The sequence below is a fragment of the Rhizobium sp. BK456 genome (assembly GCF_014194045.1).
Lineage (GTDB): Bacteria > Pseudomonadota > Alphaproteobacteria > Rhizobiales > Rhizobiaceae > Rhizobium > Rhizobium redzepovicii.
The window spans coordinates 120,042-144,090 of sequence record NZ_JACIAO010000002.1; the positions used below are offsets into that span (position 1 = coordinate 120,042).

Annotated in this window: 24 protein-coding genes; 6 read left to right on the plus strand and 18 right to left on the minus strand. The window is 61.3% G+C overall.

Annotated elements, in window-relative coordinates:
- Nucleotides 1–239 precede the first annotated feature (239 nt).
- The 4 genes from FHX03_RS06830 to FHX03_RS06845 all read right to left on the minus strand — a co-directional run bounded on the left by FHX03_RS06830 (nt 240) and on the right by FHX03_RS06845 (nt 4,341).
- Nucleotides 240–1,211 carry an ABC transporter substrate-binding protein gene (locus FHX03_RS06830; protein WP_097629104.1) on the minus strand — a complete coding sequence of 324 codons (972 nt, stop codon included), beginning with the start codon at nt 1,209–1,211 and terminating at the stop codon, nt 240–242.
- A gap of 59 nt (nt 1,212–1,270) precedes the next feature.
- Complete coding sequence (locus tag FHX03_RS06835) at nt 1,271–2,398, minus strand: ABC transporter permease (protein ID WP_183853048.1); 1,128 nt, start codon at nt 2,396–2,398, stop codon at nt 1,271–1,273.
- The gene (locus FHX03_RS06840) at nt 2,395–3,324 is read right to left on the minus strand and encodes an ABC transporter permease (RefSeq protein WP_183853050.1); all 930 of its coding nucleotides are present in this window, start codon (nt 3,322–3,324) and stop codon (nt 2,395–2,397) included. The genes FHX03_RS06835 and FHX03_RS06840 overlap by 4 nt, the downstream gene beginning before the upstream one ends.
- Nucleotides 3,325–3,555: 231 nt before the next feature.
- Complete coding sequence (locus FHX03_RS06845) at nt 3,556–4,341, minus strand: ABC transporter ATP-binding protein (protein ID WP_097629100.1); 786 nt, start codon at nt 4,339–4,341, stop codon at nt 3,556–3,558.
- Between the two features lie 94 nt (nt 4,342–4,435).
- Between FHX03_RS06845 and FHX03_RS06850 the strand changes: the two genes are divergently transcribed.
- Nucleotides 4,436–4,849, plus strand: a complete 414-nt coding sequence (locus tag FHX03_RS06850; protein ID WP_012558715.1) for a cupin domain-containing protein — start codon at nt 4,436–4,438, stop codon at nt 4,847–4,849.
- Nucleotides 4,850–4,907: 58 nt separating this feature from the next.
- Here FHX03_RS06850 and hydA read toward each other — a convergent pair whose 3' ends face one another.
- From hydA to FHX03_RS06865, 3 genes are read right to left on the minus strand one after another with little or no spacing between them, the layout of a single operon-like run.
- The gene (gene hydA / locus FHX03_RS06855; RefSeq protein WP_097629099.1) at nt 4,908–6,362 is read right to left on the minus strand and encodes a dihydropyrimidinase; all 1,455 of its coding nucleotides are present in this window, start codon (nt 6,360–6,362) and stop codon (nt 4,908–4,910) included.
- A 9-nt stretch (nt 6,363–6,371) separates the two neighbouring features.
- Nucleotides 6,372–6,950: an endonuclease domain-containing protein gene (locus FHX03_RS06860; protein WP_183853052.1), complete on the minus strand. Its 579-nt coding sequence runs from the start codon at nt 6,948–6,950 to the stop codon at nt 6,372–6,374.
- A complete protein-coding gene (locus FHX03_RS06865) occupies nt 6,950–8,203 on the minus strand; it encodes a Zn-dependent hydrolase (RefSeq protein WP_097629097.1) in 1,254 nt (417 codons plus the stop codon). Before FHX03_RS06865 ends, FHX03_RS06860 begins: the two co-directional genes overlap by 1 nt.
- 274 nt (nt 8,204–8,477) lie before the next feature.
- Here FHX03_RS06865 and FHX03_RS06870 point away from each other — a divergent pair, with 274 nt between their 5' ends.
- Nucleotides 8,478–9,155 (plus strand): TetR family transcriptional regulator C-terminal domain-containing protein, encoded by a 678-nt coding sequence (locus FHX03_RS06870; RefSeq protein ID WP_003590606.1) that lies wholly within the window; start codon nt 8,478–8,480, stop codon nt 9,153–9,155.
- Between the two features lie 3 nt (nt 9,156–9,158).
- Here the strand turns inward: FHX03_RS06870 and FHX03_RS06875 are convergent, their stop codons facing one another.
- The 3 genes from FHX03_RS06875 to FHX03_RS06885 all read right to left on the minus strand — a co-directional run bounded on the left by FHX03_RS06875 (nt 9,159) and on the right by FHX03_RS06885 (nt 13,338).
- A complete protein-coding gene (locus FHX03_RS06875; RefSeq protein ID WP_183853053.1) occupies nt 9,159–11,729 on the minus strand; it encodes an HWE histidine kinase domain-containing protein in 2,571 nt (856 codons plus the stop codon).
- Nucleotides 11,726–12,262, minus strand: a complete 537-nt coding sequence (locus tag FHX03_RS06880) for a biliverdin-producing heme oxygenase (protein ID WP_097629095.1) — start codon at nt 12,260–12,262, stop codon at nt 11,726–11,728. Before FHX03_RS06880 ends, FHX03_RS06875 begins: the two co-directional genes overlap by 4 nt.
- Nucleotides 12,263–12,438: 176 nt before the next feature.
- Entirely contained in the window at nt 12,439–13,338 is a 900-nt protein-coding gene (locus tag FHX03_RS06885; protein WP_097629094.1) for a LysR family transcriptional regulator, read from the minus strand.
- A gap of 103 nt (nt 13,339–13,441) precedes the next feature.
- Between FHX03_RS06885 and FHX03_RS06890 the strand changes: the two genes are divergently transcribed.
- On the plus strand, nt 13,442–14,464 hold the full coding sequence (locus tag FHX03_RS06890) for a zinc-dependent alcohol dehydrogenase family protein (RefSeq protein ID WP_183853055.1): 1,023 nt from the start codon (nt 13,442–13,444) through the stop codon (nt 14,462–14,464).
- 35 nt (nt 14,465–14,499) lie between these two features.
- Here the strand turns inward: FHX03_RS06890 and FHX03_RS06895 are convergent, their stop codons facing one another.
- Nucleotides 14,500–14,910, minus strand: coding sequence for a rhodanese-like domain-containing protein (locus FHX03_RS06895; protein ID WP_097629092.1), 411 nt, complete (start codon nt 14,908–14,910; stop codon nt 14,500–14,502).
- Nucleotides 14,911–14,981: 71 nt separating this feature from the next.
- Between FHX03_RS06895 and ftrA the strand changes: the two genes are divergently transcribed.
- The gene (ftrA, locus tag FHX03_RS06900) at nt 14,982–15,983 is read left to right on the plus strand and encodes a transcriptional regulator FtrA (protein ID WP_097629091.1); all 1,002 of its coding nucleotides are present in this window, start codon (nt 14,982–14,984) and stop codon (nt 15,981–15,983) included.
- 127 nt (nt 15,984–16,110) lie between these two features.
- On the opposite strand, the gene FHX03_RS34895 is transcribed toward ftrA, so the two are convergent.
- From FHX03_RS34895 to FHX03_RS06925, 5 genes are all read right to left on the minus strand, one after another.
- The gene (locus tag FHX03_RS34895) at nt 16,111–16,221 is read right to left on the minus strand and encodes an SEC-C metal-binding domain-containing protein (protein WP_312865334.1); all 111 of its coding nucleotides are present in this window, start codon (nt 16,219–16,221) and stop codon (nt 16,111–16,113) included.
- Nucleotides 16,222–16,430: 209 nt separating this feature from the next.
- Nucleotides 16,431–17,744, minus strand: coding sequence for an NAD-dependent dihydropyrimidine dehydrogenase subunit PreA (gene preA / locus FHX03_RS06910; RefSeq protein ID WP_097629090.1), 1,314 nt, complete (start codon nt 17,742–17,744; stop codon nt 16,431–16,433).
- A 15-nt stretch (nt 17,745–17,759) separates the two neighbouring features.
- Nucleotides 17,760–19,121 carry an NAD(P)-dependent oxidoreductase gene (locus FHX03_RS06915; RefSeq protein ID WP_183853057.1) on the minus strand — a complete coding sequence of 454 codons (1,362 nt, stop codon included), beginning with the start codon at nt 19,119–19,121 and terminating at the stop codon, nt 17,760–17,762.
- Nucleotides 19,122–19,641: 520 nt separating this feature from the next.
- Nucleotides 19,642–20,637 (minus strand): sensor histidine kinase, encoded by a 996-nt coding sequence (locus FHX03_RS06920; protein ID WP_183853432.1) that lies wholly within the window; start codon nt 20,635–20,637, stop codon nt 19,642–19,644.
- Between the two features lie 191 nt (nt 20,638–20,828).
- The gene (locus FHX03_RS06925) at nt 20,829–21,623 is read right to left on the minus strand and encodes a response regulator (RefSeq protein ID WP_183853059.1); all 795 of its coding nucleotides are present in this window, start codon (nt 21,621–21,623) and stop codon (nt 20,829–20,831) included.
- Between the two features lie 251 nt (nt 21,624–21,874).
- On the opposite strand from FHX03_RS06925, the gene FHX03_RS06930 reads away from it, so the two are divergent.
- A complete protein-coding gene (locus FHX03_RS06930) occupies nt 21,875–22,081 on the plus strand; it encodes a NepR family anti-sigma factor (protein ID WP_097629193.1) in 207 nt (68 codons plus the stop codon).
- A 10-nt stretch (nt 22,082–22,091) separates the two neighbouring features.
- Nucleotides 22,092–22,649: an RNA polymerase sigma factor gene (locus tag FHX03_RS06935; protein ID WP_003565924.1), complete on the plus strand. Its 558-nt coding sequence runs from the start codon at nt 22,092–22,094 to the stop codon at nt 22,647–22,649.
- A 606-nt stretch (nt 22,650–23,255) separates the two neighbouring features.
- On the opposite strand, the gene FHX03_RS06940 is transcribed toward FHX03_RS06935, so the two are convergent.
- On the minus strand, nt 23,256–23,654 hold the full coding sequence (locus tag FHX03_RS06940) for a hypothetical protein (RefSeq protein WP_097629088.1): 399 nt from the start codon (nt 23,652–23,654) through the stop codon (nt 23,256–23,258).
- Nucleotides 23,655–23,663: 9 nt separating this feature from the next.
- The gene (locus tag FHX03_RS06945) at nt 23,664–24,008 is read right to left on the minus strand and encodes a DUF883 family protein (protein WP_003590628.1); all 345 of its coding nucleotides are present in this window, start codon (nt 24,006–24,008) and stop codon (nt 23,664–23,666) included.
- Nucleotides 24,009–24,049: the final 41 nt, after the last annotated feature.

The following is a 24,049-nucleotide window of genomic DNA, read 5'->3' on the forward strand; positions in this document are numbered from 1 at the left end:
ATCGATTTGCTCGATATGCAAGCCCGGCAGAAAACAATTCCCCATGAGCCGATAATAATTACCATCGAAACCTGAATCAATCACCGGAGGGTTATGTGAACATGACGATGATTGATCCTGTTCCCCTATGACGTTTGACGCCCGACAAATGCGACAGTTGCAAGGTGTTTTTTATCAGGTGGATAAAAGAAACGCGCGGAGATCTCCCGCGCGTTTCGTTTTCGCATTGTTTGCCGCGATTACTTGGCTGCGGCGTCGGTAATGTCGTGCGTCCAGGCGCCGGAGGGCTCCTTGTTGATGATCTTCTGGTCGAGCAGCGCCTTTGTGGTGCGGGCATAGAGCGCTTCGTCCAGCTTGCCTGAGCCGTCACCGACCAGCTTGGCGACTTCGCCCATCATCCGCTTCTGGTGATTGTCGTCCTGACCGCCATTGTCCATGACGATCTCGGCGGCTTCGTCCGGATTTTCGGTCGCATATTTCCAGCCCTTCATTGAGGCGCGGACGAACTTGACCATCTTCTCCTTGAAGGCCGGGTCCTTCAGCTTGTCTTCCATCGCATAGAGGCCGTCTTCCAACAGGTCGTTGCCCATCTCGGTATAGTTGAAGACCGTCAGTTCCTCCGGCTTGAAGCCGGCATCGATCGCCTGCCAGTATTCATTGTAGGTCATCACAGAGATGCAGTCAGCCTGCTTCTGGACGAGCGGCTGCACGTCGAAGCTCTGCTTCAGCACGGTGACGCCGTTCGCGCCGCCTTCCGTCGACAGACCCAGCTTGTTCATCCAGGCGAAGAAAGGATATTCGTTACCGAAGAACCAGACGCCGAGCGTGTGGCCCTTGAAGTCGGCTTCGGTCTTGACCGGGCCATCCTTGCGGCAAATCATCTCCAGGCCCGATTTCTGGTAGGGCTGGGCGATGTTGACGAGCGGAACGCCCTTTTCGCGGGCAACCAGGGCGCCGCCCATCCAATCGACGATGACATCGGCGCCGCCGCCGGCGATCACCTGCTCAGGGGCGATATCGGGGCCGCCCGGCTTGATATCGACGTCGAGGCCTTCTTCCTTGTAGAAGCCCTTGTCCTTCGCAACGTAATAACCGCCGAACTGGCTCTGCGTGACCCATTTCAGCTGCAGCACCACCTTGTCGGCGGCCATCGCCTGGGCAGCGGCAAGCGTCATCGCGCTCGCCATCATTGCAACCATCAACTTTTTCATTTTCTTATCCTTACCCTCTGAAGTTATGCCCGTACCCCATTTGCGAAGCCCGGGCGCGCCTAGCCACCACGGATAGACGGATGCCAGAACGTCACCGCCCGTTCGGTCAGGGCGATGATGCCATAAAAGATCGATCCGGCCAGCGCCGCGATAACGATTTCCGCCCAAACCATGTCGACATTCATGCGGCCGATCTCTGTGGAGATGCGAAAGCCCATGCCGACGATCGGCGTTCCGAAGAATTCGGCAACGATGGCACCAATCAGCGCCAGCGTCGAGTTGATCTTCAGTGCGTTGAAAATGAAGGGCATGGCGGCCGGAAGCTTGAGCTTGAGCAGCGTCTGCCAGTCGCTCGAGGCATAAGTGCGCATCAGGTCGCGCTCCATGCTGCCGGAGGCGGCAAGGCCGGCGACGGTATTCACCAGCATCGGGAAGAAAGTCATGATGATGACGACGGCGGCTTTCGACGGCCAGTCGAAGCCGAACCACATGACCATGACCGGGGCCACGCCGATGATCGGCAGGGCCGACACCATGTTGCCGATCGGCAGCAGGCCACGGCGCAGGAAGGTGATGCGGTCGGCCAGCACCGCGACGGCAAAGCCGCTGAGGCAGCCGACGATATAACCGATCAGCACCGCCTTGAAGATCGTCTGCCTGACATCAGCACCGAGGATCGGCAGAGAGGCCATGATACGGGCGCCGATGGCGCTCGGCGGCGGCAGGATGATGAAGGGAATGCCGGCGCCGCGCGTCGCGGCTTCCCAGAGGATGAGGATCCAGGCGCCGAAGATCGCCGGGATCAGCAACTGGAGCGCCGATTTGCCGAAAGCAGTGACGGGCTGCAGTTTCGACAGCTCGGTGACGCATCGCCAGGCAAGCAGCCAGCAGGAAAACAGCAGCAGGAAATAAGCCCGCGTTGCCATGCCCTCATTGCCGGAGAGAGCGGAAAGCAGCATCCAGGCGGCGCCATGCGCGCCGATGAACAGCACGGTGGCGCGATAGGCCGGCGGCTGCGGTGCAAAGGACAGCAGGGCAGCCGCCATGACGATGGTGAAGACAAGGCTTGCCGTGCCGTCGGTGAAGGGCTGCGCCGCGCCTTCGGCCAAAAGCGGCAGGGTGACAAGCGCTGCCATGCAGAAGAGGAGGGCGGTCACGCCCTGCCAAGAGAAGGTCAGATGTCTCATGCCGGCCTCCCGCCCATGGCACGGTCGACGATCTTCGCCGCAAGGCCGACGATCGCAACCAGGATGCCTGCCAGCAGCGACCCGGCGACGAGAGCCGCCCAGATATCGATGGTCTGGCTGTAATAAGAGCCGGCCAGCAACTTCGAGCCGATGCCGGCAACCGCACCTGTCGGCAGCTCGCCGACGATGGCGCCAACGAGGCTGGCGGCGATCGCGACCTTCATCGAGGTGAAGAGGAAGGGGATCGAGGCCGGAACCCGCAACTTCCAGAAGGTCTGCATCGGGCTCGCATAATAGGTGCGCATCAGGTCGAGATGCATGATCTCAGGTGACCGTAAGCCCTTCACCATGCCGACGGCGACGGGAAAGAAGGAAAGGTAGGTGGAAATCAGCGCCTTGGAGACGAGGCGGGAGGCCTCGGAATCGAGGTTTAACAGATGCGCAAGCGCATTGTCACCGGTCAGCACATTGTAGGAGATGATGACGATCATCGGCGCGATGGCGAGGATCGGGATGGTTTGGCTCGCCACCAGCCAGGGCATCAGCGAGCGGTCCATGGCGCGGTTATGCACGATCAGCACCGCAAGAAGAATGCCGAGCAGCATGCCGAAGCCGAAGCCGAGCAGGGTGGAGGAGAGCGTCACCCAGCTGTGATAGACGAGGCTGCGATTGCTCGAAAGGCTGCGCAGGACGGTGTTCTCATAAACGTTCTGCGCCACCTGATGCGGCGCCGGCAAGATCGGCTTCGGCTGCGCCAGCGTCTTGCCGATGAATTCGAGCGTCGTCGGTGTGGCGCCGGCGCGGCTGTCCATATCGCGCTGGAACGGCGCATTCATGAGAACGGCTGCGACATACCAGATGGCGATAAGAGCAAGCAGGATGGTGGTGACGGGGACAATCTTGTTTTTGAGGGTGTCGGGTGTCATAGCGACTGCCCCCATTTGAGGTCGAATGCGTAGCCACCCCCCTCTGCCCTGCCGGGCATCTCCCCCACAAGGGGGGAGATCGATATGCGGAAACGGCTTCCCCAAACAACGAAGGGCCCCTGATCCAGCGTGGAATCAGTGAGGACCGACGTGCTATCCTCTTGCCGATCTCCCCCTTTGTGGGGGAGATGCCCGGCAGGGCAGAGGAGGGTAAGCCTCGAACTCAACCGCCTAAACCTCATGGCTATGCCCCGTCCTCAACCCTTCGCGGACACGATGGGCGATCTCCAGGAATTCCGGGGTGTCACGGATATCGAGCGGGCGCTCGGCCGGCAGCGTCGAGTCGATTACGTCGGTCACGCGGCCGGGGCGCGGCGACATCACCACAATCTTGGTCGAGAGGTAGACCGCCTCGGGGATGGAATGGGTGACGAAACAGATGGTCTTGTTGGTGCGGGCCCAGAGTTTCAGGAGCTCTTCGTTGAGATGGTCGCGGACGATCTCGTCGAGCGCGCCGAAGGGCTCGTCCATCAGCAGCAGGTCGGCGTCGAAGGCCAGCGCGCGGGCGATCGAGGCGCGTTGCTGCATGCCGCCGGAAAGCTGCCAGGGAAATTTCTTCTCGAAGCCGGTGAGGCTGACAAGATCGAGCGCCTCAGCGATGCGCCTCGTCCGGTCGGCGCCGGAATAACCCATGATCTCCAACGGCAGGGCGATATTGTTTTCGATGGTGCGCCAGGGATAGAGCGCCGGTGCCTGGAAGACGTAGCCGTAGGCGCGGGCCTTGCGGGCTTCTTCCGGCGTCATGCCGTTGATCGAAATCTCGCCCGAAGTGCTCTTTTCGAGATCGGCGATGACACGCAGGAAGGTGGTCTTGCCGCAGCCGGAGGGGCCGATGAAAGAGACGAAATCGCCCTTGCGGACATCGAGATTGACATCGCTGAGAGCCCGCACCGGGCCGTCATTCGCCTGGTAGGTGAGACAGAGATCCTTGGCGGATACGACGGAGGGTGCTTGCATCAATGCGACCGTTCTTGTTTTCGCCGCGGGGAGGCGGTTTGCATGTTACCATCGCCGCAGGCCATGCCGGCGGCACATTTTATGGAGGAAGAGAATGGACGCGACATCAAAACCCACCTGCCACATCGTTCGGCCCAACCATGCCTATGACGGCAAGCAGGGGCTCAGCTATTTCCAAGGGATCGCGGCCGAGACGGTGGGCGCCAAGGGCATCTGCATGCACCTGCTGACGATCCCGCCCGGCGTGCGCGCCAAGGCGCATCTGCACGAGGCGCATGAGACGGCGATCTACATGCTCTCCGGCGAGGCTCATACCTGGTACGGAGACCGGCTCGAGCAGCACGTTATCGTCCATGCCGGCGAACTCTTCTACATCCCGGCCGGCGTGCCGCATATGCCGGCAAACCTCAGCAGCACGCCGTGCACGGCGATCATCGCCCGCACCGATCCGAACGAGCAGGAAAGCGTCGTGCTGCTGCCGGAGTTGGATGCGCTGGTGCCGGCATGAGGTCATCGACATGAAGGCGCCGTTCTCCGGTTGATGGCGGTTTGGTCATGGAGCATCGTCACACGCCGGTCGCAGGAATGCCGCTGCGCGTCACCTTGCGGGGGGCGGTGATCTCCTTCCAGGTGGAGAGTGCCTTGCTGACGGCCGTCACCGGTTCGCGCCGGACGAATTCACCATGGCCCTCCTGGGTCTTGATGGTGCTTTCCTCGATCGCGACGACGCCGCGCGTCAGCGTGTAGCGCGGCAGGCCGGTCACTTCCTTGCCTTCGAAGACGTTGTAGTCGATCGCCGACTGCTGGCTCTTAGACGAGATGGTCTTCGATCGCTTCGGATCCCAGACGACGATATCGGCATCGGCGCCGACGAGGATCGCGCCTTTCTTCGGGTAGATGTTGAGGATCTTGGCGATGTTGGTCGAGGTGACGGCGACGAACTCGTTCATCGTCAGCCGGCCGGTGTTGACGCCGCGGGTCCAAAGCATCGGCATGCGGTCTTCAAGGCCACCAGTGCCGTTCGGGATCTTGGTGAAATCACCGACGCCGAAACGCTTCTGCGCCGTGGTGAAGGCGCAGTGATCGGTGGCGACCACCTGCAGCGAGCCGGAGGCAAGCCCGGCCCAGAGTGAGTCCTGGTGCTGCTTGTTGCGGAAGGGCGGCGACATGACGCGGCGGGCGGCGTGGTCCCAGTCTGGATTGGAATATTCGCTCTCGTCGAGCGTCAGGTGCTGGATCAGCGGTTCGCCGTAGACACGCATGCCCTTGGCGCGAGCCCGGCGGATCGCTTCATGCGCCTGCTCGCAGGAGGTATGGACGATATAGACCGGGCAGCCGGCCATGTCGGCGATCATGATGGCGCGGTTGGTGGCCTCGCCCTCCACCTCGGCGGGGCGGGAATAGGCATGCGCTTCGGGGCCGTTGTTGCCCTCGGCAAGCAGCTTTGCCGACATCGAGGCGACGACGTCGCCGTTTTCGGCATGCACCAGCGGCAGCGCCCCGAGTTCGGCGCAGCGCTGGAACGAGGCGAACATCTCGTCGTCGTCGACCATCAGCGCGCCCTTGTAAGCCATGAAGTGCTTGAAGGTGTTGATGCCCTTGTCGCGGACGATGGTCTCCATCTCCTTGAAGACCTGCTCGCTCCACCAGGTGACCGCCATGTGGAAGGAATAATCGCAATTGGCCCGCGTCGACTTGTTGTCCCACATGGTCAGCGCTTCCAGCAGCGACTGGCCGGGAGCGGGTAGGGCGAAATCGACCACCATGGTCGTGCCGCCGGAAAGCGCCGCGCGCGTACCGCTCTCGAAATCGTCGGAGGAATAGGTGCCCATGAAGGGCATTTCGAGATGGGTGTGCGGATCGATGCCACCCGGCATGACATAACAGCCGGAGGCGTCGAGCGTCTCGTCGCCCGAGAGGTTCGGACCGATCTCGACGATCTTGCCACCGTCGATCTTGACGTCAGCCTTGTAGGTGAGGTCGGCCGTGACGATGGTGCCGTTTTTGATGACTGTTGTCATGATCGTTCCCTATCCTTGATCTGTGAAGCGGCTGGCGAAATAGAAGCTCGGCAATTCGGAGCTGAGTTCGAGTCGGCCCTGCAGTGCTGCCAGGATTGTTTCCAGGACCCAGCGCCGCTCACGCGAGATTTCCTGATTCCAGAAGCGCAGCACGGAATAACCATTGGTATTGAGCCATTCCGTTCGGCGTTGATCGGTCGCGCTCTCGGCATCCTGGAAGCCATCGACTTCTACAATCATCCGCTCTTCGCGACAGAGGAAATCGACGATGAAGGGGCCGACCGGAACTTGTCGCGCGAATTTGTAGCGGTTCAGGCGTCGTGCGCGTAAGTCACCCCAGAGGTGGTATTCCTCTTCGGTTTCGTTGCGGCGAAGCTGGCGGGCTTGTCCGGTATTCGCTGGGCGATGTTTACGGATATCCTGTTTGATAATTCTAGTCGCGCCCGGAGCCCCCTCATCCGACCCTTCGGGCCACCGTCTCCCCGCTGGGGAGAGGGGAGCGGCTGACGTTGCGGCTTCCCCCTTCTCCCCTCGGGGAGAAGGTGCCCGAAGGGCGGATGAGGGGGCTCCGGGCGCGACGTTAGACATCACACCACGATCTCCGCCGTCTCCACGACCGCATGGAACAGCACGTCGGCGCCCGCCGTCGCCCATTCCTTGGAAATCTCTTCCGCTTCATTGTGCGAGAGGCCGCCGACGCAGGGGCACATGACCATGGTCGCAGGCGCGACCTTGGCGGCCCAGCAGGCGTCGTGGCCGGCGCCGGAGATGAGGTTCATGTGGGTGTAGCCGAGGCGTTCGGCGGCGGAGCGAACTGCGGTGACGAGCTTTTCGTCGAAGGTAACAGGCGCGAAATGGCCGATCGCCTCGACGGAACAGCCGACACCCAGCGCATCGCAGATGCCAGGCGCTTCGGCCTCGATCTTTGCCCGCATGCGGTCGAGCTTGGCCTTGTCGGGCGAGCGGATGTCGACGGTGAAGACGACCTTGCCGGGCAGCACGTTGCGGGAGTTCGGCGAAAAGAACATCTGGCCGACACCGCCGACGGCGCCCGGCTGCTCGCCCATCGCCACGCCTTGAACCATTTCCAGGATGCGCGACATGGCAAGACCGGCATTGACGCGCATGTTCATCGGCGTCGAGCCGGTATGGGCTTCCTTGCCGGTTAGCGTGAATTCCAGCCACCACAGGCCCTGACAGTGAGTGACGACGCCTATCTGCTTGTCTTCGGCCTCAAGGATCGGGCCTTGCTCGATGTGATATTCGAAATAGGCGTGCATCTTGCGGGCACCGACCTCTTCGTCACCGAGCCAGCCGATGCGTTTCAGTTCGTCGCCGAAGAGATTGCCCTCGGGATCCTTGCGATTATAGGCAAAGTCCAGGCTGTGCACGCCTGCGAAGACGCCTGAGGCCAGCATGGCAGGGGCAAAACGCGCGCCTTCCTCGTTCGTCCAGTTGGTGACGACAATGGGATGTTTGGTCTTGATGCCGAGATCGTTCATGGTGCGCACGACTTCGAGGGCAGCCAGCACGCCGAGCACGCCGTCATATTTGCCGCCGGTCGGCTGGGTGTCGAGATGCGAACCGACATAGACGGGCAGGGCATCGGGATCAGTGCCGGGGCGGGTAGCGAACATCGTGCCCATCTGGTCGATGCCCATGGCGAGGCCCGCGTCGTCGCACCATGTCTTGAAAAGGCTTCGGCCCTCGGCATCCGAATCCGTCAGCGTCTGACGATTGTTGCCGCCGGCAATGCCGGGGCCGATCTTCGCCATGTCCATGAGACTGTCCCAGAGACGGTCGCCATTGACGCGCATGTTCTCGCCTGGTGCTGCCACCATTCTTCAAGCCCTCACCTGTTTGCGGCAGCCATGTGAAGTGGCATGCCCGCCTGTTCCCGTGGTCTATTCCAACGCCTCTTATTGGTTTTGTCGAGCGCCGGAAAATCGCCAGTTGCCTTTGTTTTTCATCTGGCGGATAATTTGACCGATTGGTAAACATTACAACTTCCACCGCCGGGCTCAAGACGAAAATCACGAAAATTGCCGATAAAAATACGGGCAGTTGCTCAAGAAAGCGGCAGGGGTTCCTCCTGCTAAAACTTGAGCGAAGAAGTTGAATTTCAAGGGGAAACGACAGCCTGTGACCATACCGAGAGCAGCGAAAACCCTGAGGCGGACGCGAATTCAGGAGGAGAAGGAAGAGCAGATCCTGGAGGCGGCGCTCGACGTGTTTTCGGCAAGCGGCTTTCGCGGCTCGACCATCGACCAGATCGCCGAAGTGGCCGGCATGTCGAAACCCAACCTGCTCTATTATTTTCGCACCAAGGAAGCGATGCACCGGGCGCTGATCGATCGCGTGCTCTACACCTGGCTGGAGCCGCTGCGCGCCTTCGACGCCGAAGGCAATCCGGAAGAGGAAATCCGCAGCTATATCAGACGCAAGCTGGAGATGGCCCGCGATTTTCCGCGTGAAAGCCGGCTCTTCGCCAATGAGGTGCTGCAGGGCGCTCCGCATATCGAGGACGAGCTGAAGGGGCCGCTGAAGGAACTGGTCGACGAGAAGGCGGAGGTCATCCGCGCCTGGACGAAATCAGGCAAGATCGCCAAATGTGATCCCTACCACCTGATCTTCTCCATCTGGTCGACGACGCAGCATTACGCGGATTTCGACGTCCAGGTGCGTGCCGTGCTCGGACAGGAGCATTCCGGAGAGGGGCGCTTCGAGGATGCTGCGCGGTTTCTGGAACAGCTCTTCATCGGCGGGCTGCGCCCGGATCGCTCCGAGAGTTGACGTTTATTGCTTTTTCAGAAGCGGCAGACGGGCGAGGGTGTCTGTCACACCGTCCATCGTATAGGGCTTCTGCAGCACGGGCGCGTCCGAGTGGCTGTTTGCCTGGGCAATGCCTTCCCCATAGCCTGTGGCAAAAGCGAAGGGCACGCCTTCAGCTGCCAGTCGGTCGGCTATTCCGAAACTCGTCTCATCGCCGAGATTGACGTCGAGAAGCGCCAGGTCAAAGGACTGGCCGGCCAGGATCTCCATCGCCTCGGCGACACTGGGCGCCGTTGCCACGTCGGCGCCGAGGCGGCGCAGGATGTCCTCTCCATCCATGGCAATGATCAGGTTGTTTTCCACCAGCAGGACGTTCAGGCCGGAGAGCGGTCGATGATCGCCGGCAATCGTCTTATGATCGGCCGCGCCGGTCGCAGCCGGATCTGACCGTTCGCTCGTCGCTGTGACAACATATCGGGCCGGAATAGAGAAATCTGCTTCGACCCCATTTCTGTTGTAGCGAACTTCCGCCTTGCCGCCGAGGTCATAGGGAATCGAGCGGCGGATGATCGTCGAACCGAAACCGTGGCGTTTGGGTTCGACGACCGGCGGACCGTTCGTTTCCCGCCAGGTAATGTGCAGATTGCCTTCGTCGTCGCGGTGCCAACCGAGTTGGACGGTGCCGCTGCCGGTGCCGGAAAGGCTGCCATATTTGGCGCTGTTGGTCATCAGTTCATGGAAAACAAGGGCTGCAGTGGAGAAGGCCTGCGGTTCCAGCAGCACGTCCGTTCCGCTCAACTGAATACGTTGGGCGTTCTTGCCGAGATAGGCGGCCGTTTCGGCCAGCAGCAATTGCCGCAGCGAAGCCGGCGCCCAATGATCGCGGGTGATCTGGTCATGAGCGCGGGCGAGCGACTGGACGCGGCCCTCGATCTGGCGGATGTAATCGCCAACGCTGACCGACGTCGCCTGCGATTGCCGAATGATGCCGGTAATGAGGCTCAGTATGTTGCGGACACGATGGTTCAGTTCGGCGATCAGCAGTTCCTGGCGCTCGTTGGCGGCTTGGCGCGCCATGCTGGCCTCGTCGGTGAGGCGCAACACCACTTCGATCAGCGTGATGCGGATCGTTTCGGCGACCCGGCGCTCGGCCTCCGTGAAAGGCAGGGAGCGGCCGCGCACCAGTTCCGACCAGGCTTCGAAACTCTTGCGCGGCGTCAGGCGCGGGCCATTGGGACCATACTCCACCGGCTTATGCGGGTCGCCGCCCCAGCGGACGGTGCGCACCAGCTCCTGGCGGAAAAGCACGACATAGTCGCGCGGCGAGCGCGAGATCGGGATGGCGAGCATGCCTGCCACCGCTTCGTCGAGGTCGAGATCTGGATAGGTTTCGGCGAGCCTGTCGACGGAATAGATGCGGCCGGCGGCATTGCGGTTGAGATGGCGGACAAGGGCCGCGAAGCTTTTCTCATTCGGCCCGATGCCGGCAAGCGCCAGCCGGCCGTTGATCCAGACGCCGATGCCGTCGGCAGGAATGGCGTCGGCAAGCGCTTCGATCAGCCAGGCCGGATCGTCGAGCAAGCTGGCATTGTCGGCCACGGAGGTAAGAAGCCGGTCGGCGATCCGGCGCGCCTTGGTCTCATAGTCAAGCGCCAGCCGCCGTTCGCGGCTTTCAAGTCGCGACGCAAACATCTGGCCGAACAGTTCGGCGGTCGAGCGGCTTTGGGCCGAGGGCAGGCGCGGACCGTAATGATGGCAGGCAAACAGGCCCCAGAGCCTACCGTCAACGACGATCGATATGGAGAGCGAGGCGCCGACGCCCATGTTTTTCAAATATTCGATGTGGATCGGCGAGACCGAACGCAATACCGACATAGAGAGATCGAGCGGCTGTCCGTTCTCGTTGAGTTGCGGCAGGATCGGGACCGGAGCGGCGTCGACATCGGCAATGATGCGGAACAGGTTGCGCAGATAGAGCGCCCGCGCCTGCACCGGAATGTCGGATGCCGGATAGTGCAGTCCGAGGAACGAACCGATGCCGGCCCGGGCGGCTTCGGCCACGACTTCGCCGGAGCCGCTGTCGTCGAAGCGATAGACCATGACCCGATCGAAGCCGGTCAGGGCGCGCGCCTGTCTTGCCCCGTCGCGAAAGAAAGCCTCCATCGTTTCCGTGTGGTCGAGACGGGACATCATGCTGCGCATGGAAAGGGAGGGGGCGTCGTGCCTGTCTTCCTGACAGCGCTCGCCTTCGATGATGACCCCGCTGTCACTCATGTGCACGGCAAGATCGAACCTGTCATGAGCGGATGTCAGGGCGATCCCGAAAATGCGCTCGACGACGTCGGAACCGCGCAGCGTGGTCAGCTTGTTGCGGATTGTGTGGAGCGACTCTGGCGTGATCAGCGAGGTGACAGGACGACCGAGCGCGTCGGCCTGGGTAATTCCGAGGAACTCCGCCAGATTTGCCGAGGCGCGCGTGACAATCCAGTCCGAGGATATCGCCAGCAGAAAGCCGAAGGGCTGAACCGCGCCGAGCTGATGGATCGGCTCGCGGTCGCAGTTGGTGAGGTCGACCGGTTCAAACGTGCCGCTCATGGGACGGATTCCAGTTCGAGTTGCCCGGCTTTGAAAAAGAGGCCGAAAACATCGCGGGCAGCGGAAATGGCGGCCGCGGGATCGTCTATGCCGCTGGCATCGAGACGATCCATGAAGATCCTCGTGGCGCCCTTCGGACCTTGCGGTGTGAGGTAGCTGCCGGGCAGGTGGTCGGGCACGGATTTGGCAAGCAGGGCGCCCCCGAGCTTGGAGCCTTCGAGCACGTAGAGGGCGCCCCAGAGCGCTGCCTCGCCGTGCAATGCCGGCGGCGGAAGGAGCGGGGGCAACGGATCGCCGAGTTTCCGGATATCGGCCAACAGCAGCTGCGTGCGCCGTCGTTCCGGCCAGTCGGGCAGCAGGCCGATGATCCCCGCATCCTCAAGGGCATCTTCGGTGGCCGGCACGATCCGGGCATGGGCGCGAAGGAATGTCCTGTATTGCTGTCTATGGGAGAGATCGAACGTGCCGAAAAGCCTGTCTACCTCGGCGTGGCAATCTGCTGTTTGTGCGCGGAGTACGCTGCGAAGTGACATGCGGACCGTGTTCTAAGGAATATGGCATAGGATGCCGTTCATGCCGGATGGCAAATTGGCGATATATTGCAGCATCGCTGTATTTCCAGACAAACCCATAGAAAAACATGGGCTTCCCCTCTTCTTCGCAGCTCGTTGTTCGCCTCCTTCGAATGTTGAAAAGGCGCAGCCGGACGTCAGCCCATCAGGCGCGGTAGATCGGCCGCCAGCATATCGATGGCTAGGCGCACCTTCGGCAGCATGACGGGCGATCTCGGCCAGACGGCATAGGCGTCGAAGATGCTTGGCGGCCTATCGGTCAGAACCCGCACAAGTTCGCCCGACAAGACCCTGTCGCGCACCAGCCAGCAAGTCAGCCAGGCAAGCCCTCGGCCTGCGACAGCGGCGTCGGCTATCGAGGCGAGATCGTCGAGCCGCAGTCGCGATTTCGGCAGAATTTCGCGTGCAGGCCCCGCGACAGCTGGAAAGGTCCAAGCTTTGTCGTTATCACCCCGGCGATAGACGATGCCCTGGTGATGGGCGATATCGTCCAATGTTTGCGGCACCCCGTATTTTTCCAGATAAGCGGGCGAAGCGCAGACGGTCATGGGCTGTCGGGCGATCGCCCGCGCCATCAGGTCGGGATTGTCTTTCAGCGGGCCGTTGCGAACGGCGAGGTCGAAACCGTCTTCCAGAAGATCGACGACGCGATCGCTGAAGGAGAGGTCAAGTTCGAGATCCGGATGGTCTTCGAGCAGGCGGGCCAGGATCGGGGCGGCGCAATGGCGGCCAAACAGCATCGGCATCGATACGCGCAGACGGCCGCGGACTTCGCGCTTGCCCGATTCAAGCTGGGCCTCGCCGATGCGGATTTCCTCGACCGCTCTCAGACAGCGCTCGTAGAAGAATCGGCCTTCGTCAGTCAGGTTCTGGGCACGGGTCGTGCGGTTGAAGAGCCGGACGCCGAGCCGTTCTTCCAGCCTTGCAATCGTCTTGCTGACCGCCGAGCGGGTGAGATGGAGCCGGTCGGCGGCGGCAGAGAAACCGCCAGCCTCGACAGTCTCGACAAAAATCGAAATTCCCTTCAACTGCTCCATCTTTGTTTCCCAAACGGCACCATTCTGACGATTTAATATCGCAACTAGAGAGGAATATTCAACGATATATCTGCTGCTCCGCCCATCGAGAAGGAGCATAAAAATGCAGAAGACAAGACAATGGCAGACCGATGCCATCGGCCCGCTGGCCAATCTGAAGATCGGCGAGGGTAGAATTCCCGAGGTGTCAGGCGCGATGATCCGGGTGCGCACGCAGGCCGTCTCCCTCAATTTCCGCGACAGGCTGGTGCTTGAGAGCGGCATGGGTCTGCCATTGCAATTCCCCTTCGTGCCGGCCTCGGACATGGCAGGCGTGGTCGATGCCGTCGGGCCTGAGGTCACCCGCTTCAAACCCGGCGATCGGGTGATCTCCACCTTTTCCCCGGATTGGATCGACGGACGCGGGCCTGGTACTGCCCGCAACCCGCCTTACCAGACGCGCGGGGGCTTTTATCCTGGTGTACTTTCCGAGCACACGGTGCTTTCCGAGGAATGGTTTTCGCTTGCACCGAAAACGCTCGATGCGGCCGAAGCAAGCACATTGCCGTGCGCTGGACTGACGGCTTGGTTTGCGCTCGTCGAATGCGGCAAGCTCAAGGCTGGCGACACGGTGGTGGTCCAAGGAACCGGCGGTGTAGCGCTCTTCGGTCTGCAGATTGCCAAGGCGCATGGCGCCGAAGTCTTCATCACATCAGGCAGCGGCGAAAAGCTCGAACGTGCATCGGCCCTCGGCGCCGATCATCTGATCAACCGGCACGAGGGCAACTGGGTGGAGCAGCTCTATCAACTGACCGGCGATTATGGCGCCGACCATGTGCTCGAAATCGTAGGCGGGCCGCATCTCGGCCAGGCGCTGAAGGCTGTGGCGGTCAACGGCCGCATTTCGGTGATCGGCGTGTTCGAAGGTTTCGAAGTGTCGGCTCCCGTGGCGCCATTGCTTCTCAAAGCGCCTGTCGTGCAGGGAATTACCGTCGGCCATCGCCGGGCGCTGGAGGATATGGTGCGGGCTGTCGATCAGACCGGGCTGAAGCCCGCGATCGACAGGCGCTATTCTTTCGAGGAATTGCCGCAGGCGCTCGATCATCTCTATCGCGGCCCGTTCGGCAAGGTCGTCATCGAGTTCTGAGAATGCGCTCCCTTCCCTCAGAGGGGAGCGTTTTTCTATTCGGCGGCAACGGCTTGGCTTTCGAAGGCGAAACCCTCGTCGGCCCAGCCGGTCATGCCGCCGATCATCAGCTTGGCCTTGAGGCCCAACCTGGCGAGGCGGAAAGCGGCCTTGTCGGCGCCGTTGCAATGGGGACCGGCGCAATAGACGACGAAGAGGGTGTCCTTTGCCCATTCCGACATGCGGTGCGCGGTCATCTTGCCGTGCGGCAGGTTGACCGCTCCCGGCAGGTGGGACTGCGCAAACAGTGCCGGCGAGCGCACGTCGAGGAGAATGAAATCGACTTTGGCGCCGGCAAAGGCGGCGTGGACATCCGAGCAATCGGTTTCGAAGGCGAGCTTGGCGGCATAGTGGGATGCTGCGAGATCAGGCTCGGCGGCAGGGATTTCGGCGACGGGGCTTGGCATCGGTCTTTCCTTTCCATGTTGGAGTTGCCGCCTGGTATCGCCGATGCTAGAGCTTTGCGAAATTGGCCATCATGACCGACAGCGTAAAGATCATGCCAAACTTTTCACCACAGCAGACGACAGGACCGTTGGTCGCAGCCCTTGCCTATGACGGGCTCTGCACCTTCGAATTCGGCATCGCCTACGAGGTCTTCGGCCTGCCGCGCCCGGAGATGGGCGAAGGCTGGTATCGTTTTCTTGTCTGCGGCATCGAGCCCGGGCCGCTTCGCGCTGCAGGAGGGCTGACGGTCGGGGTCAACAATGGCCTGGAGGTGCTTGATGAGGCGGATCTGATCGTCGTGCCAGGCTGGCGGGCGATAGATGCGCCGGTGCCCGAGCCGCTCGCCGCAGCGCTGAGGGCAGCGCATCAGCGCGGCGCGCGCATCATGTCGCTCTGCTCCGGCATTGCGGTTCTGGCCGGATGCGGACTGCTTGCCAACCGCAAAGCGACGACGCATTGGCGCTACGTCGCTCCGATCGCCGCGCGTTATCCCGATATTGCGCTCGATGCCGGCGTTCTCTACATCGATGAAGGCAGCCTGCTGACGGCCGCGGGCAGTGCTGCCGGCATTGATCTCTGCCTGCATGTGGTGCGTGGCGATTTCGGCGCGGAGGCGGCAAACAGCGTCGCCCGCCGCCTTGTCGTGCCGCCGCACCGCGAAGGCGGACAGGCGCAGTTCATCAGCGCGCCGGTTCCTGAAGAGCGTGAGGGCATTCGCTTGGGACCGCTGATCGAATGGATGCGTGGAAATCTTTCTAAGGAGCAGCCGATCAGCCTGCTTGCGAAAAGAGCGGGCATGAGCATGCGCACCTTCCAGCGCCGGTTCGAGGCGACGACGGGTCTCAGTGTCGGCGAATGGCTGCTGAAGGAGCGGCTGCGCCATGCCCGTGACCTTCTCGAGAAAGAGCTTGCGGTGTCGCTCGACGACATCGCGATATCAAGCGGCTTCGGCACGCTGGCGACGATGCGGCATCATTTTCGCAAGCGGCTCGGGACGAGCCCGAGCGCTTACAGGCGGTCGTTCGGTCTTTGACCCACCTCACGCTTGCATTTCTGTCTCACTTCGCGACCTGAACGCGGCAATAGACGGCGCCCTTCGATGGAGGGCGCCGTCCACGTTCAATCGCGGTCTCTAAAAATAGTGATCCCTTTCGATGCCGTCAAAGCGGCCGGATCGTAGGCAGCAGTTCTTGAAGCCGCCTCCTGGAACCGCAGGGGCAGGGATCGTTGCGGCCGAGTTTTTCGATCAGTTCAACGTCGCCATGAATGATCTGCGAGCCGGTCTTGACCCGGGCTTCGGACGGGAAGGATTTACGTCGTTTCGACGTGACCTCAAAAGCTGAAGTCGGTGAGGTGTTTGCGAGCCATGGCTGCCTCCTCTGCGGTTACACGCTGCGATCGTGCAGCATGAACCCCCTAACTCTATTACCGGCTCCGGGCAACGCCGCGGAGTGGTTTTCTCCGCGGCGTGTCAAACCGATCACTCCGCCGCCTGGCGGGCCATCGGGTTGTTCGGGTGTGTCGTCCAGTTGGCGTAGTTCGGGTCGACAGTACGGCCGGTGCGTTTGTCGAGGGTGCCGGCGGCAAGCGGCTCCATGGTGATGCAGTTCTCGACCGGACAGACGTTGACGCAGAGATTGCAGCCGACGCATTCCTCCTCGATCACTTCGAAATGGCGCAGGCCGTTGACGACGTTGGTGATCGCCTGGTGGGAGGTGTCCTCGCAGGCGATGTGGCAGCGGCCGCATTTGATGCAGGCGTCCTGGTCGATCTTCGCCTTGGCGATATAGTTGAGGTTCAGATACTGCCAGTCGGTGACGTTAGGTACGGCGCGGCCGGTGATATCGTCGAGGCTGCGATGGCCTTTTTCGTCCATCCAGTCGGAAAGACCGGAAATCATCTCCTGCACGATCTTGAAACCGTAGGTCATCGCCGCGGTGCAGACCTGGACGTTGCCGGCGCCGAGAACGAGGAATTCGGCGGCGTCCCGCCAGGTGGTGATGCCGCCGATGCCGGAGATCGGCAGGCCGTAGGTTTCGGGATCGCGGGCGATCTCGGCCACCATGTTCAGCGCGATCGGCTTGACCGCCGGGCCGCAATAGCCGCCATGGCTGCCCTTGCCGCCTACTGTCGGGTTTGGGGCGAAGTTGTCGAGATCGACCGAGACGATCGAATTGATCGTGTTGATCAGCGAGACGGCATCGGTGCCGCCGGCCTTGGCGGCGCGGGCGGGGCGGCGGACATCGGTGATATTCGGCGTCAGCTTGGTGATGATGGGCATGCGGGTGTACTGCTTGCACCAGCGCACGACCATCTCGATATATTCCGGCACCTGGCCGACGGCGGAGCCCATGCCGCGCTCCGACATGCCGTGCGGACAGCCGAAATTGAGTTCGACGCCGTCGGCGCCGGTCTCTTCGACGAGCGGCAGGATCGATTTCCAGGCCTGTTCCTCGCAGGGCACCATGATCGAGGCGATCAGCGCCCGATCAGGCCAGTTCATCTTGACCTGTTTCATTTCCCTGAGATTGGTGTAGAGGTCGCGGTCGGTGATGAGCTCGATATTGTTGAGGCCCAGCAGGCGGCGGTCGGCGCCCCAGATCGCGCCGTAGCGCGGGCCGTTGACGTTGACGACGGGCGGGCCTTCCTCGCCGAGCGTCTTCCAGACCACACCGCCCCAGCCGGCCTTGAAGGCGCGCTCGACGTTATAAGCCTTGTCGGTCGGCGGCGCGGAGGCCAGCCAGAACGGGTTAGGCGACTTGATGCCGACGAAATTATTGCGGAGATCAGCCATTTTTCATTCTCCCCTTCAGGCAACCGCGACAGCCGGAGCGGCTGCTGCGGTGAGGGTGCGATGGATGGATTCAGCCGCGTCGCGGCCGTGAGCGACGGCGGAAACCGTGAGATCGTCGCCGCCGAAGACGCAGTCGCCGCCGGCCCAGACACCGTCGAGCGAGGTGTGGCCTTCGGCATCGACGGCGATGCGGCCGGATTCCATGCGCAGCGAACCGAGGGCGGAGGCATCAAAGCTCTGGCCGATCGCCTTGAAGATCTGGTCGGCGGCGATCACGCCGGTTTCGCCGGTGCCGATGAGGCGACCTTCGAGGATCCTGGTATATTCCACCTCGATGGCGGCGACCTTGCCGTCCTGCGAAAGGATCGATTTCGGCGCCAGCCAGTGGCGGATGATGACACCCTTGGAGCTTGCCAGATCCTGCTCATATTCCGACGCGTTCATGTGCTCCTTGCCACGGCGGTAACAGATCGTCACCTCCTCGGCGCCGAGCAGCTTGGCCTGGACGGCAGCGTCGATCGCCGTCATGCCGCCGCCGAGGACGACGACACGGCGACCGATGGCGATCTGGCTCTTGTCTTCGGCTTGGCGCAGTGCGGCGATGAAATCGACGGCGTCGTCGACGCCGGCGAGGTTCTCGCCGTCGATGCGCAGCGCATTAACGCCGGCAAGGCCGATGCCGAGGAAGACGGCGTCATATTGCGCCTGCAGATCGGCAAGCGAAAAATCGCGGCCGAGAAGGGCGCCGTGGCGAACCTCGATGCCGCCGATCGAAAGCACATAGTCGACTTCCGCCTGGGCGAAATCGTCGACCGTCTTATAGGTGGCGATGCCGTATTCGTTGAGGCCGCCGGATTTTTCCCTGGCATCATAGATGACGACGGAATGGCCTTTCACGGCCAGTCGATGGGCGGCGGCAAGGCCGGCCGGTCCGGCGCCGACGACGGCGATCGTCTTGCCTGATGCTTCGGCCCTGGCGTAGAACTGCCTGCCGGCCTGCATGGCGGTATCGGTCGCATAACGCTGCAGGCGGCCGATCTCGACAGGGCGTTCTTCGGCCGTGTTGCGCACACAGGCCTGTTCGCACAGCTCTTCGGTGGGACAGACGCGGGCGCACATGCCGCCGAGGATGTTCTGGTCGAAGATCGTCTTGGCCGAGCCGATCGGATTGCCGGTCGAAATCTGGCGGATGAACAGCGGAATGTCGATCGAGGTGGGACAGGCCGTCATGCACGGCGCGTCATAACAGAAATAACAGCGGTCGGCGGCGACCAGCGCCTCGTGATTGTCGAGGCGCGGATGAAGATCGGAAAAATTAGCCTCATACTCGGCGGGCGAAAGCCGGCCGGCATGAATCCCAGTTTCCAGTCGTTCCATTGAAGTTCCCTCATTATTGGTAAACGGCCTGTGAGGGAAGCGTAACTCAGGTTTAAAAATTTATCAAACGGTAAAATTTTGACGGACTTGCCTTCGACGCATCGAGGCAAGTATCTGTTTTATCGCCTTAATTTATGCACGTGCCTATCGGCAAAATGATTGCGCGGGCGGCGGCAGAAGCACATCCGAAAAAAGATTCAAAAAAGTCGAATATTTTTGTCGGTGGAGGGAACCAATGTCGGAGGTCGTCGTTATTGCGATATCCGGATGGTGATCGCATCGACCCAACATGCGCGCCCCCAACCCACTATCCGGACGTACTCACGGTCCCCTCCCGGTGAGTGAAGACAGCCGGTGCGCCGCCCTCGCACCGGCTGTTTTTCCGTTCGGCAGTCCCGTTTCCTGGAGCATGTCGCGCAAAAGTGTGCAGCGGTTTTGCGGCAACGAGATGCGTAAAAACAAAGAGCTAAAGCGCGTCGCATGATCAAATTTGACGCGACGCGCTTTAGGCGTCAGGCTTTCACACGCGCTTGAAGATTTCGAATTCGGTTTCCGGAATAGTCAGACGATATTCGATGCGGCCGGGAACGAGATTGAGCTCCGCCTTGCCGTTGACCGACGAGGGCACGACACGCTCGAGCACGGTGCGGCCGAAGCTGTTGTCGCTGAATTCGTGGACTTCCGCCTGGTTCTGCAGCACCTCGGCCCAGGTGACTTCGATCGCCTTCCTGTCGCCGATCATGGCGTCGCGGCAATTCAAGGTGATCGAGGCGGCGCCACCGGATATCGCGCCATAGGAGGCGGAGTTAACGATGAGTTCGTGGAGGGCGAGCCCGAGATGCACGGCGGCATTCGGAGTCAGATGGGCATTGATGCCGTAGATCGGCATGGAGCCGGCCGTTTCCGGCCAGTAGGGAGCGAATTGCTTTTCGGCCAGTTCGAAGAGATAGGCACCGCGCCAGCTTGAATCGGTGATCAGATCCTGCGAGTTGGACAGCGATTGCAGCCGTCCGCGGAATTTGAGCAGGAAGCTGTCGAGGGAGAGCGTGTTGCGCGCCGTCTGCGTGGCGATGCCCTGGATGATGGCGAGAAGGTTCTTGGAGCGGTGCGAAAGTTCGCGCAACAGCGATTTCAGGACTTTTTCACGATGCCGGCTTTCGGTGACTTCCGCCATCACCGACAGAAGTCCATGGGTGCCGCGTTTGCCGGTGCGCTGGATCTTCAACTCATAGGTGCGCATTTCGCCGTCGACGTCGATCTCGACCTCGGCATTGTTGGGCATACCGGTTTCCAGCACCTTGTATTTCAGCGTCGTCAGATACCGGCCGTGCGCGTCGCCGAACAGGGCAGCATCACCGTCGCCGGGCGTGAAAAGTGCAGCGAAATGCGGCGGCAGATTTTCGACATAGAAGATTGCCAGCCGGGCATCCTGGCAGAGGATTGAAATCCCGGCGCTGCCGAGCGCGCGCTCCATCATTGCGGCTTTGCCCTCGAAGGTAAAAGGCATGCCGGACAATGGTTCAGTCGTACTCACTCGGCCGCCTTTCCTTGTGACATCTTGAACGTTGCTGAAGGAAGCGCCCATAGAGACGCCGCCCGTCAACTTTAGAACAAAGCGCTGCAAAAACCGTTAAAGCAGCGGAGCGTCCCGGTAGCACCGGAACGTCTGCTTTGGCGATTTGGTTCCGAAGGCCGGAAAATTGCGTCTCAGGCGGCCACTCTGGTCGATTCGTTGAAGAAAAGAGCTTGGCTGATCAACGCCTTGACCATGTCTGGGTTGAACGGCTTGGTAACAAGGAAAGTCGGTTCCGGGCGCTCGCCGGTCAGAAGCCTTTCCGGGAAGGCGGTAATGAAGATCACCGGCACGCTCGAGGTCTTGAGAATGTCGTTGACGGCGTCGATGCCGGAGCTGCCGTCGGCCAGTTGGATGTCGGCCAGCACCATGCTCGGTTTGGTCATGTTGTAGAGCGCCACTGCCTCGGCATGGGTGCGGGCAATGCCGGTGACGCGATGGCCGAGGCTTTCGACCATTTGCTCGATATCCATGGCGATCAGCGGTTCGTCCTCGATGATCATGATGTCGGTCGCGACCTGACGGGAAATCTCCTGCGAGGCCATGTCGAGCAGACGCATGACGTCCTGTTCGTCGAGTTCCAGGATTTCGCCGATCTCGGCGACGCGGAAATTCTCCACGGAGGCAAGCAGGAAGGCCTGTCTGGCGCCCGGCGAAACCTTGGATAGGTTCAGGGTGGCGCGCTGTTCCCAGGCATAGGGCGAAGTCGGCTCTGGAATCTGGACGGCGGTGGAACCAAACAATTGTGTAAACAGTTTGTAGAGTGCCACCCGGTCATTCGCCGTATCCGGGAAAATGGTGAGATCGGCGATGATAGCTTCGAGAACGGCGGCGACATAAGCGTCGCCCGAAGTCTGAGTGCCGGTAAGGGCGCGGGAATAGCGGCGCAGATAAGGCAGGTGCGGCGCAATTCGAGTGGAAAGTGTCATTAAGGGCTCCCGTATGCAGGCCGGTCATTGGCTCCAATGACCGATTAACGCCGCCTTGATAAAAAAGTTCCGGAACGGCAGGAACTTTTTTTGTCGCGCCGCATTATCAAGCCGACGAAGAAAGGGCGTAGCGTTTTGACCCATCCAGCAAAATATGCCAGCGACATCGACAAGCGAAGGCTCGGTGGATGGTTGAAATCGCGATCAGCCCCGTGCGCGCCCCAACAGACAACCGGCGAGAAGACGAATTGATGACGACACGCAAGAAAGATGCAGCCGATCAGCGCAAGCTGGAGCTGCGGGCAAGCGATATCCTGGACCCGAACAATCAGATCGGCGTCAGGCTACGGTCGCTCTATGCCTCCGCGCAGGAGGAGGCGATTCCCGATCGTTTCCTCGACCTTCTCGAAAAGCTTGACCATGCCGAAATGATGGCTTCTGCCAAGATGGCCGAATAGGATCATGCGCATGGAAGATAAAGCGCAACCCAGCTTCAAGCGGGAACTGCTGGCGGCCCTCCCAAGTCTCCGCGCCTTCGCCATTTCGCTGATCGGGCGGCATGATCGTGCCGATGATCTCGTCCAGGACACCATCATGAAGGCCTGGGCCAAGCAGGATCATTTCGAGATGGGCACCAATATGAAGGCTTGGCTCTTCACGATCCTGCGTAACGAACTCTATAGCCAGATGCGCAAGAGCGGCCGCGAGATCCAAGACAGCGACGGGCTGTTCACGGAATCGATGGCGATGCACCCCTCGCAATACGGCGCCCTCGATCTGCAGGACTTCAAGAAGGCGCTCGACCAGCTACCGCCGGATCAGCGCGAGGCGATCATCCTCGTCGGTGCCTCGGGTTTTTCCTACGAGGAAGCGGCCGAAATCTGCGGCTGCGCCGTCGGCACCATCAAGAGCCGCGTCAACCGCGCCCGCCAGCGGCTGCAGGAATTGCTGCAGATTTCAGGCGAAGCCGATTTCGGCCCGGATGCCACCTCTGCACCGCTGACGTCGAAGGCGTTTGCGTTTTGAGCAAGCCGGTTGCCCTGTTAGGCTCCGGCTTTTCCGGCGTTGTCGGTTGCCGAGCAGAACGAGCATCTGCTTGGCCGACGCCATCAGGGCACTCCCTCTCCAACTAATTCCTGTGCTGGTCACAGGAATCCAGCGCGCCCAAGTCCTTGGGCGCGAAAGACTTTTTTCGGTGATCAATTCATTCACGGCGCGGACGCTCCGTGGCTGGATCCCTGTTACGAGCACAGGAATGAGGGAGGATGGGCTGACCGTCCTTGCCTATTTTTTCAGGCGCACGAGGAGGAGTACCGGCGTTCATGAGCAGTTCTCCACGAACTGTTAAACCGCATACGGCGTGGCATCGCCAATACCCACTCGAGATAAAACTCTCCCGAGGGGCTGGCAATCGGACTGTAGAGCAGCTATCCGGCTCTGGCCTGCCCCAGACTCCTCCGGCTTGATGCTCAACGGCCGAAGCATGAGTGGACTTCGCGCGCCGCTCCGGACAGCAGGAAACTGAAGGCTGGAGAGATGGGATCAACCGTTAAAGCATCCATCCCATACCAATTGAGTGGCCTTCTCCCTGGTTTTGAAAAAGGGGTCAGGGTGGACGCCTTGTCCCAGCCATCAATCCTCCCGCTTCGTCCCCACCAGATTGGCCGCGACGATGGCCGCCAGTACGCCGGCGGTCAGGAGCGGCTGGGCGCGGATTAGGCCGAGGCCGACTGCTGCCATCGATTCCAGTGCGGCGCGGCGCTCGCGGGCGCGACGCTTTTCCCGGGTATTGATAACCGCCATCACCACTAGCGCAATGATGGCGATCAGCAGTGCGCAGGCGGCGAGAAAGAGAACCGCGCCTAACGCGCCGTAGATGCCGGCGAGCCAGATGGCGCCGGCGGTCACAGCCAGCGCATAGGCGGTGAGGAGAAAAAGCGCGGCGAGCGCGACGATGATGCTATTGCGCTTGGCGCGTGCAACGGTTCGGTGCACGCTTGCGCCCGTCACGAGACTGAGGATCGACAGCATTGCGCTTCCTCAGCGGCGGGCTAGGAAGGCGATGGCGAGGCCGAAAGCGGCTGCCGCACCGAGGGTTGCCAGCGGATGTTTGCGCACGGTGTCGCGCATTTCGGTCGTGCCGCGCTCATAGCCGTGCTGCAATTCGCGTAAGAGATCCTCGCTGCGGCTGAGCAGTTCCTCATAACCGGCGCCAGCCTGGCTGCGGATTTTCTCGCTCTGGTGACGTGAATTCTTGCCGACCAGGCGCGTCAGTTCCGCGAGTTCGTCGCGCAGCGCCTCGACCTGCTCCTCGATGCCGGATTCCAGATTGTGAAAGGTGCCGTTGCGGCGGCTGCGGCCGGACTGGAAGATAGAATAGCTCATGGCTGTCTCCATTGGCTGGGGCGCGCGCAAGCCCGCCTATT

Excerpts from the sequence above, each read along its gene's own strand:
- FHX03_RS06865 (WP_097629097.1), bottom strand. The coding sequence starts at position 8,203 with ATGGTGGCAGCACCAGGCGAGAACATGCGCGTCAATGGCGACCGTCTC.
- FHX03_RS06945 (WP_003590628.1), bottom strand. The coding sequence starts at position 24,008 with ATGAGCTATTCTATCTTCCAGTCCGGCCGCAGCCGCCGCAACGGCACC.
- FHX03_RS06915 (WP_183853057.1), bottom strand. The coding sequence starts at position 19,121 with ATGGAACGACTGGAAACTGGGATTCATGCCGGCCGGCTTTCGCCCGCC.
- FHX03_RS06830 (WP_097629104.1), bottom strand. The coding sequence starts at position 1,211 with ATGAAAAAGTTGATGGTTGCAATGATGGCGAGCGCGATGACGCTTGCC.
- FHX03_RS06895 (WP_097629092.1), bottom strand. The coding sequence starts at position 14,910 with ATGCCAAGCCCCGTCGCCGAAATCCCTGCCGCCGAGCCTGATCTCGCA.
- preA (WP_097629090.1), bottom strand. The coding sequence starts at position 17,744 with ATGGCTGATCTCCGCAATAATTTCGTCGGCATCAAGTCGCCTAACCCG.
- FHX03_RS06860 (WP_183853052.1), bottom strand. The coding sequence starts at position 6,950 with ATGTCTAACGTCGCGCCCGGAGCCCCCTCATCCGCCCTTCGGGCACCT.
- FHX03_RS06885 (WP_097629094.1), bottom strand. The coding sequence starts at position 13,338 with ATGGAGCAGTTGAAGGGAATTTCGATTTTTGTCGAGACTGTCGAGGCT.
- ftrA (WP_097629091.1), top strand. The coding sequence starts at position 14,982 with ATGACCGACAGCGTAAAGATCATGCCAAACTTTTCACCACAGCAGACG.
- FHX03_RS06930 (WP_097629193.1), top strand. The coding sequence starts at position 21,875 with ATGACGACACGCAAGAAAGATGCAGCCGATCAGCGCAAGCTGGAGCTG.
- FHX03_RS06880 (WP_097629095.1), bottom strand. The coding sequence starts at position 12,262 with ATGTCACTTCGCAGCGTACTCCGCGCACAAACAGCAGATTGCCACGCC.
- FHX03_RS06840 (WP_183853050.1), bottom strand. The coding sequence starts at position 3,324 with ATGACACCCGACACCCTCAAAAACAAGATTGTCCCCGTCACCACCATC.
- FHX03_RS06925 (WP_183853059.1), bottom strand. The coding sequence starts at position 21,623 with ATGACACTTTCCACTCGAATTGCGCCGCACCTGCCTTATCTGCGCCGC.
- FHX03_RS06845 (WP_097629100.1), bottom strand. The coding sequence starts at position 4,341 with ATGCAAGCACCCTCCGTCGTATCCGCCAAGGATCTCTGTCTCACCTAC.
- FHX03_RS06850 (WP_012558715.1), top strand. The coding sequence starts at position 4,436 with ATGGACGCGACATCAAAACCCACCTGCCACATCGTTCGGCCCAACCAT.
- FHX03_RS06835 (WP_183853048.1), bottom strand. The coding sequence starts at position 2,398 with ATGAGACATCTGACCTTCTCTTGGCAGGGCGTGACCGCCCTCCTCTTC.
- FHX03_RS06890 (WP_183853055.1), top strand. The coding sequence starts at position 13,442 with ATGCAGAAGACAAGACAATGGCAGACCGATGCCATCGGCCCGCTGGCC.
- FHX03_RS06940 (WP_097629088.1), bottom strand. The coding sequence starts at position 23,654 with ATGCTGTCGATCCTCAGTCTCGTGACGGGCGCAAGCGTGCACCGAACC.
- hydA (WP_097629099.1), bottom strand. The coding sequence starts at position 6,362 with ATGACAACAGTCATCAAAAACGGCACCATCGTCACGGCCGACCTCACC.
- FHX03_RS06935 (WP_003565924.1), top strand. The coding sequence starts at position 22,092 with ATGGAAGATAAAGCGCAACCCAGCTTCAAGCGGGAACTGCTGGCGGCC.
- FHX03_RS06875 (WP_183853053.1), bottom strand. The coding sequence starts at position 11,729 with ATGAGCGGCACGTTTGAACCGGTCGACCTCACCAACTGCGACCGCGAG.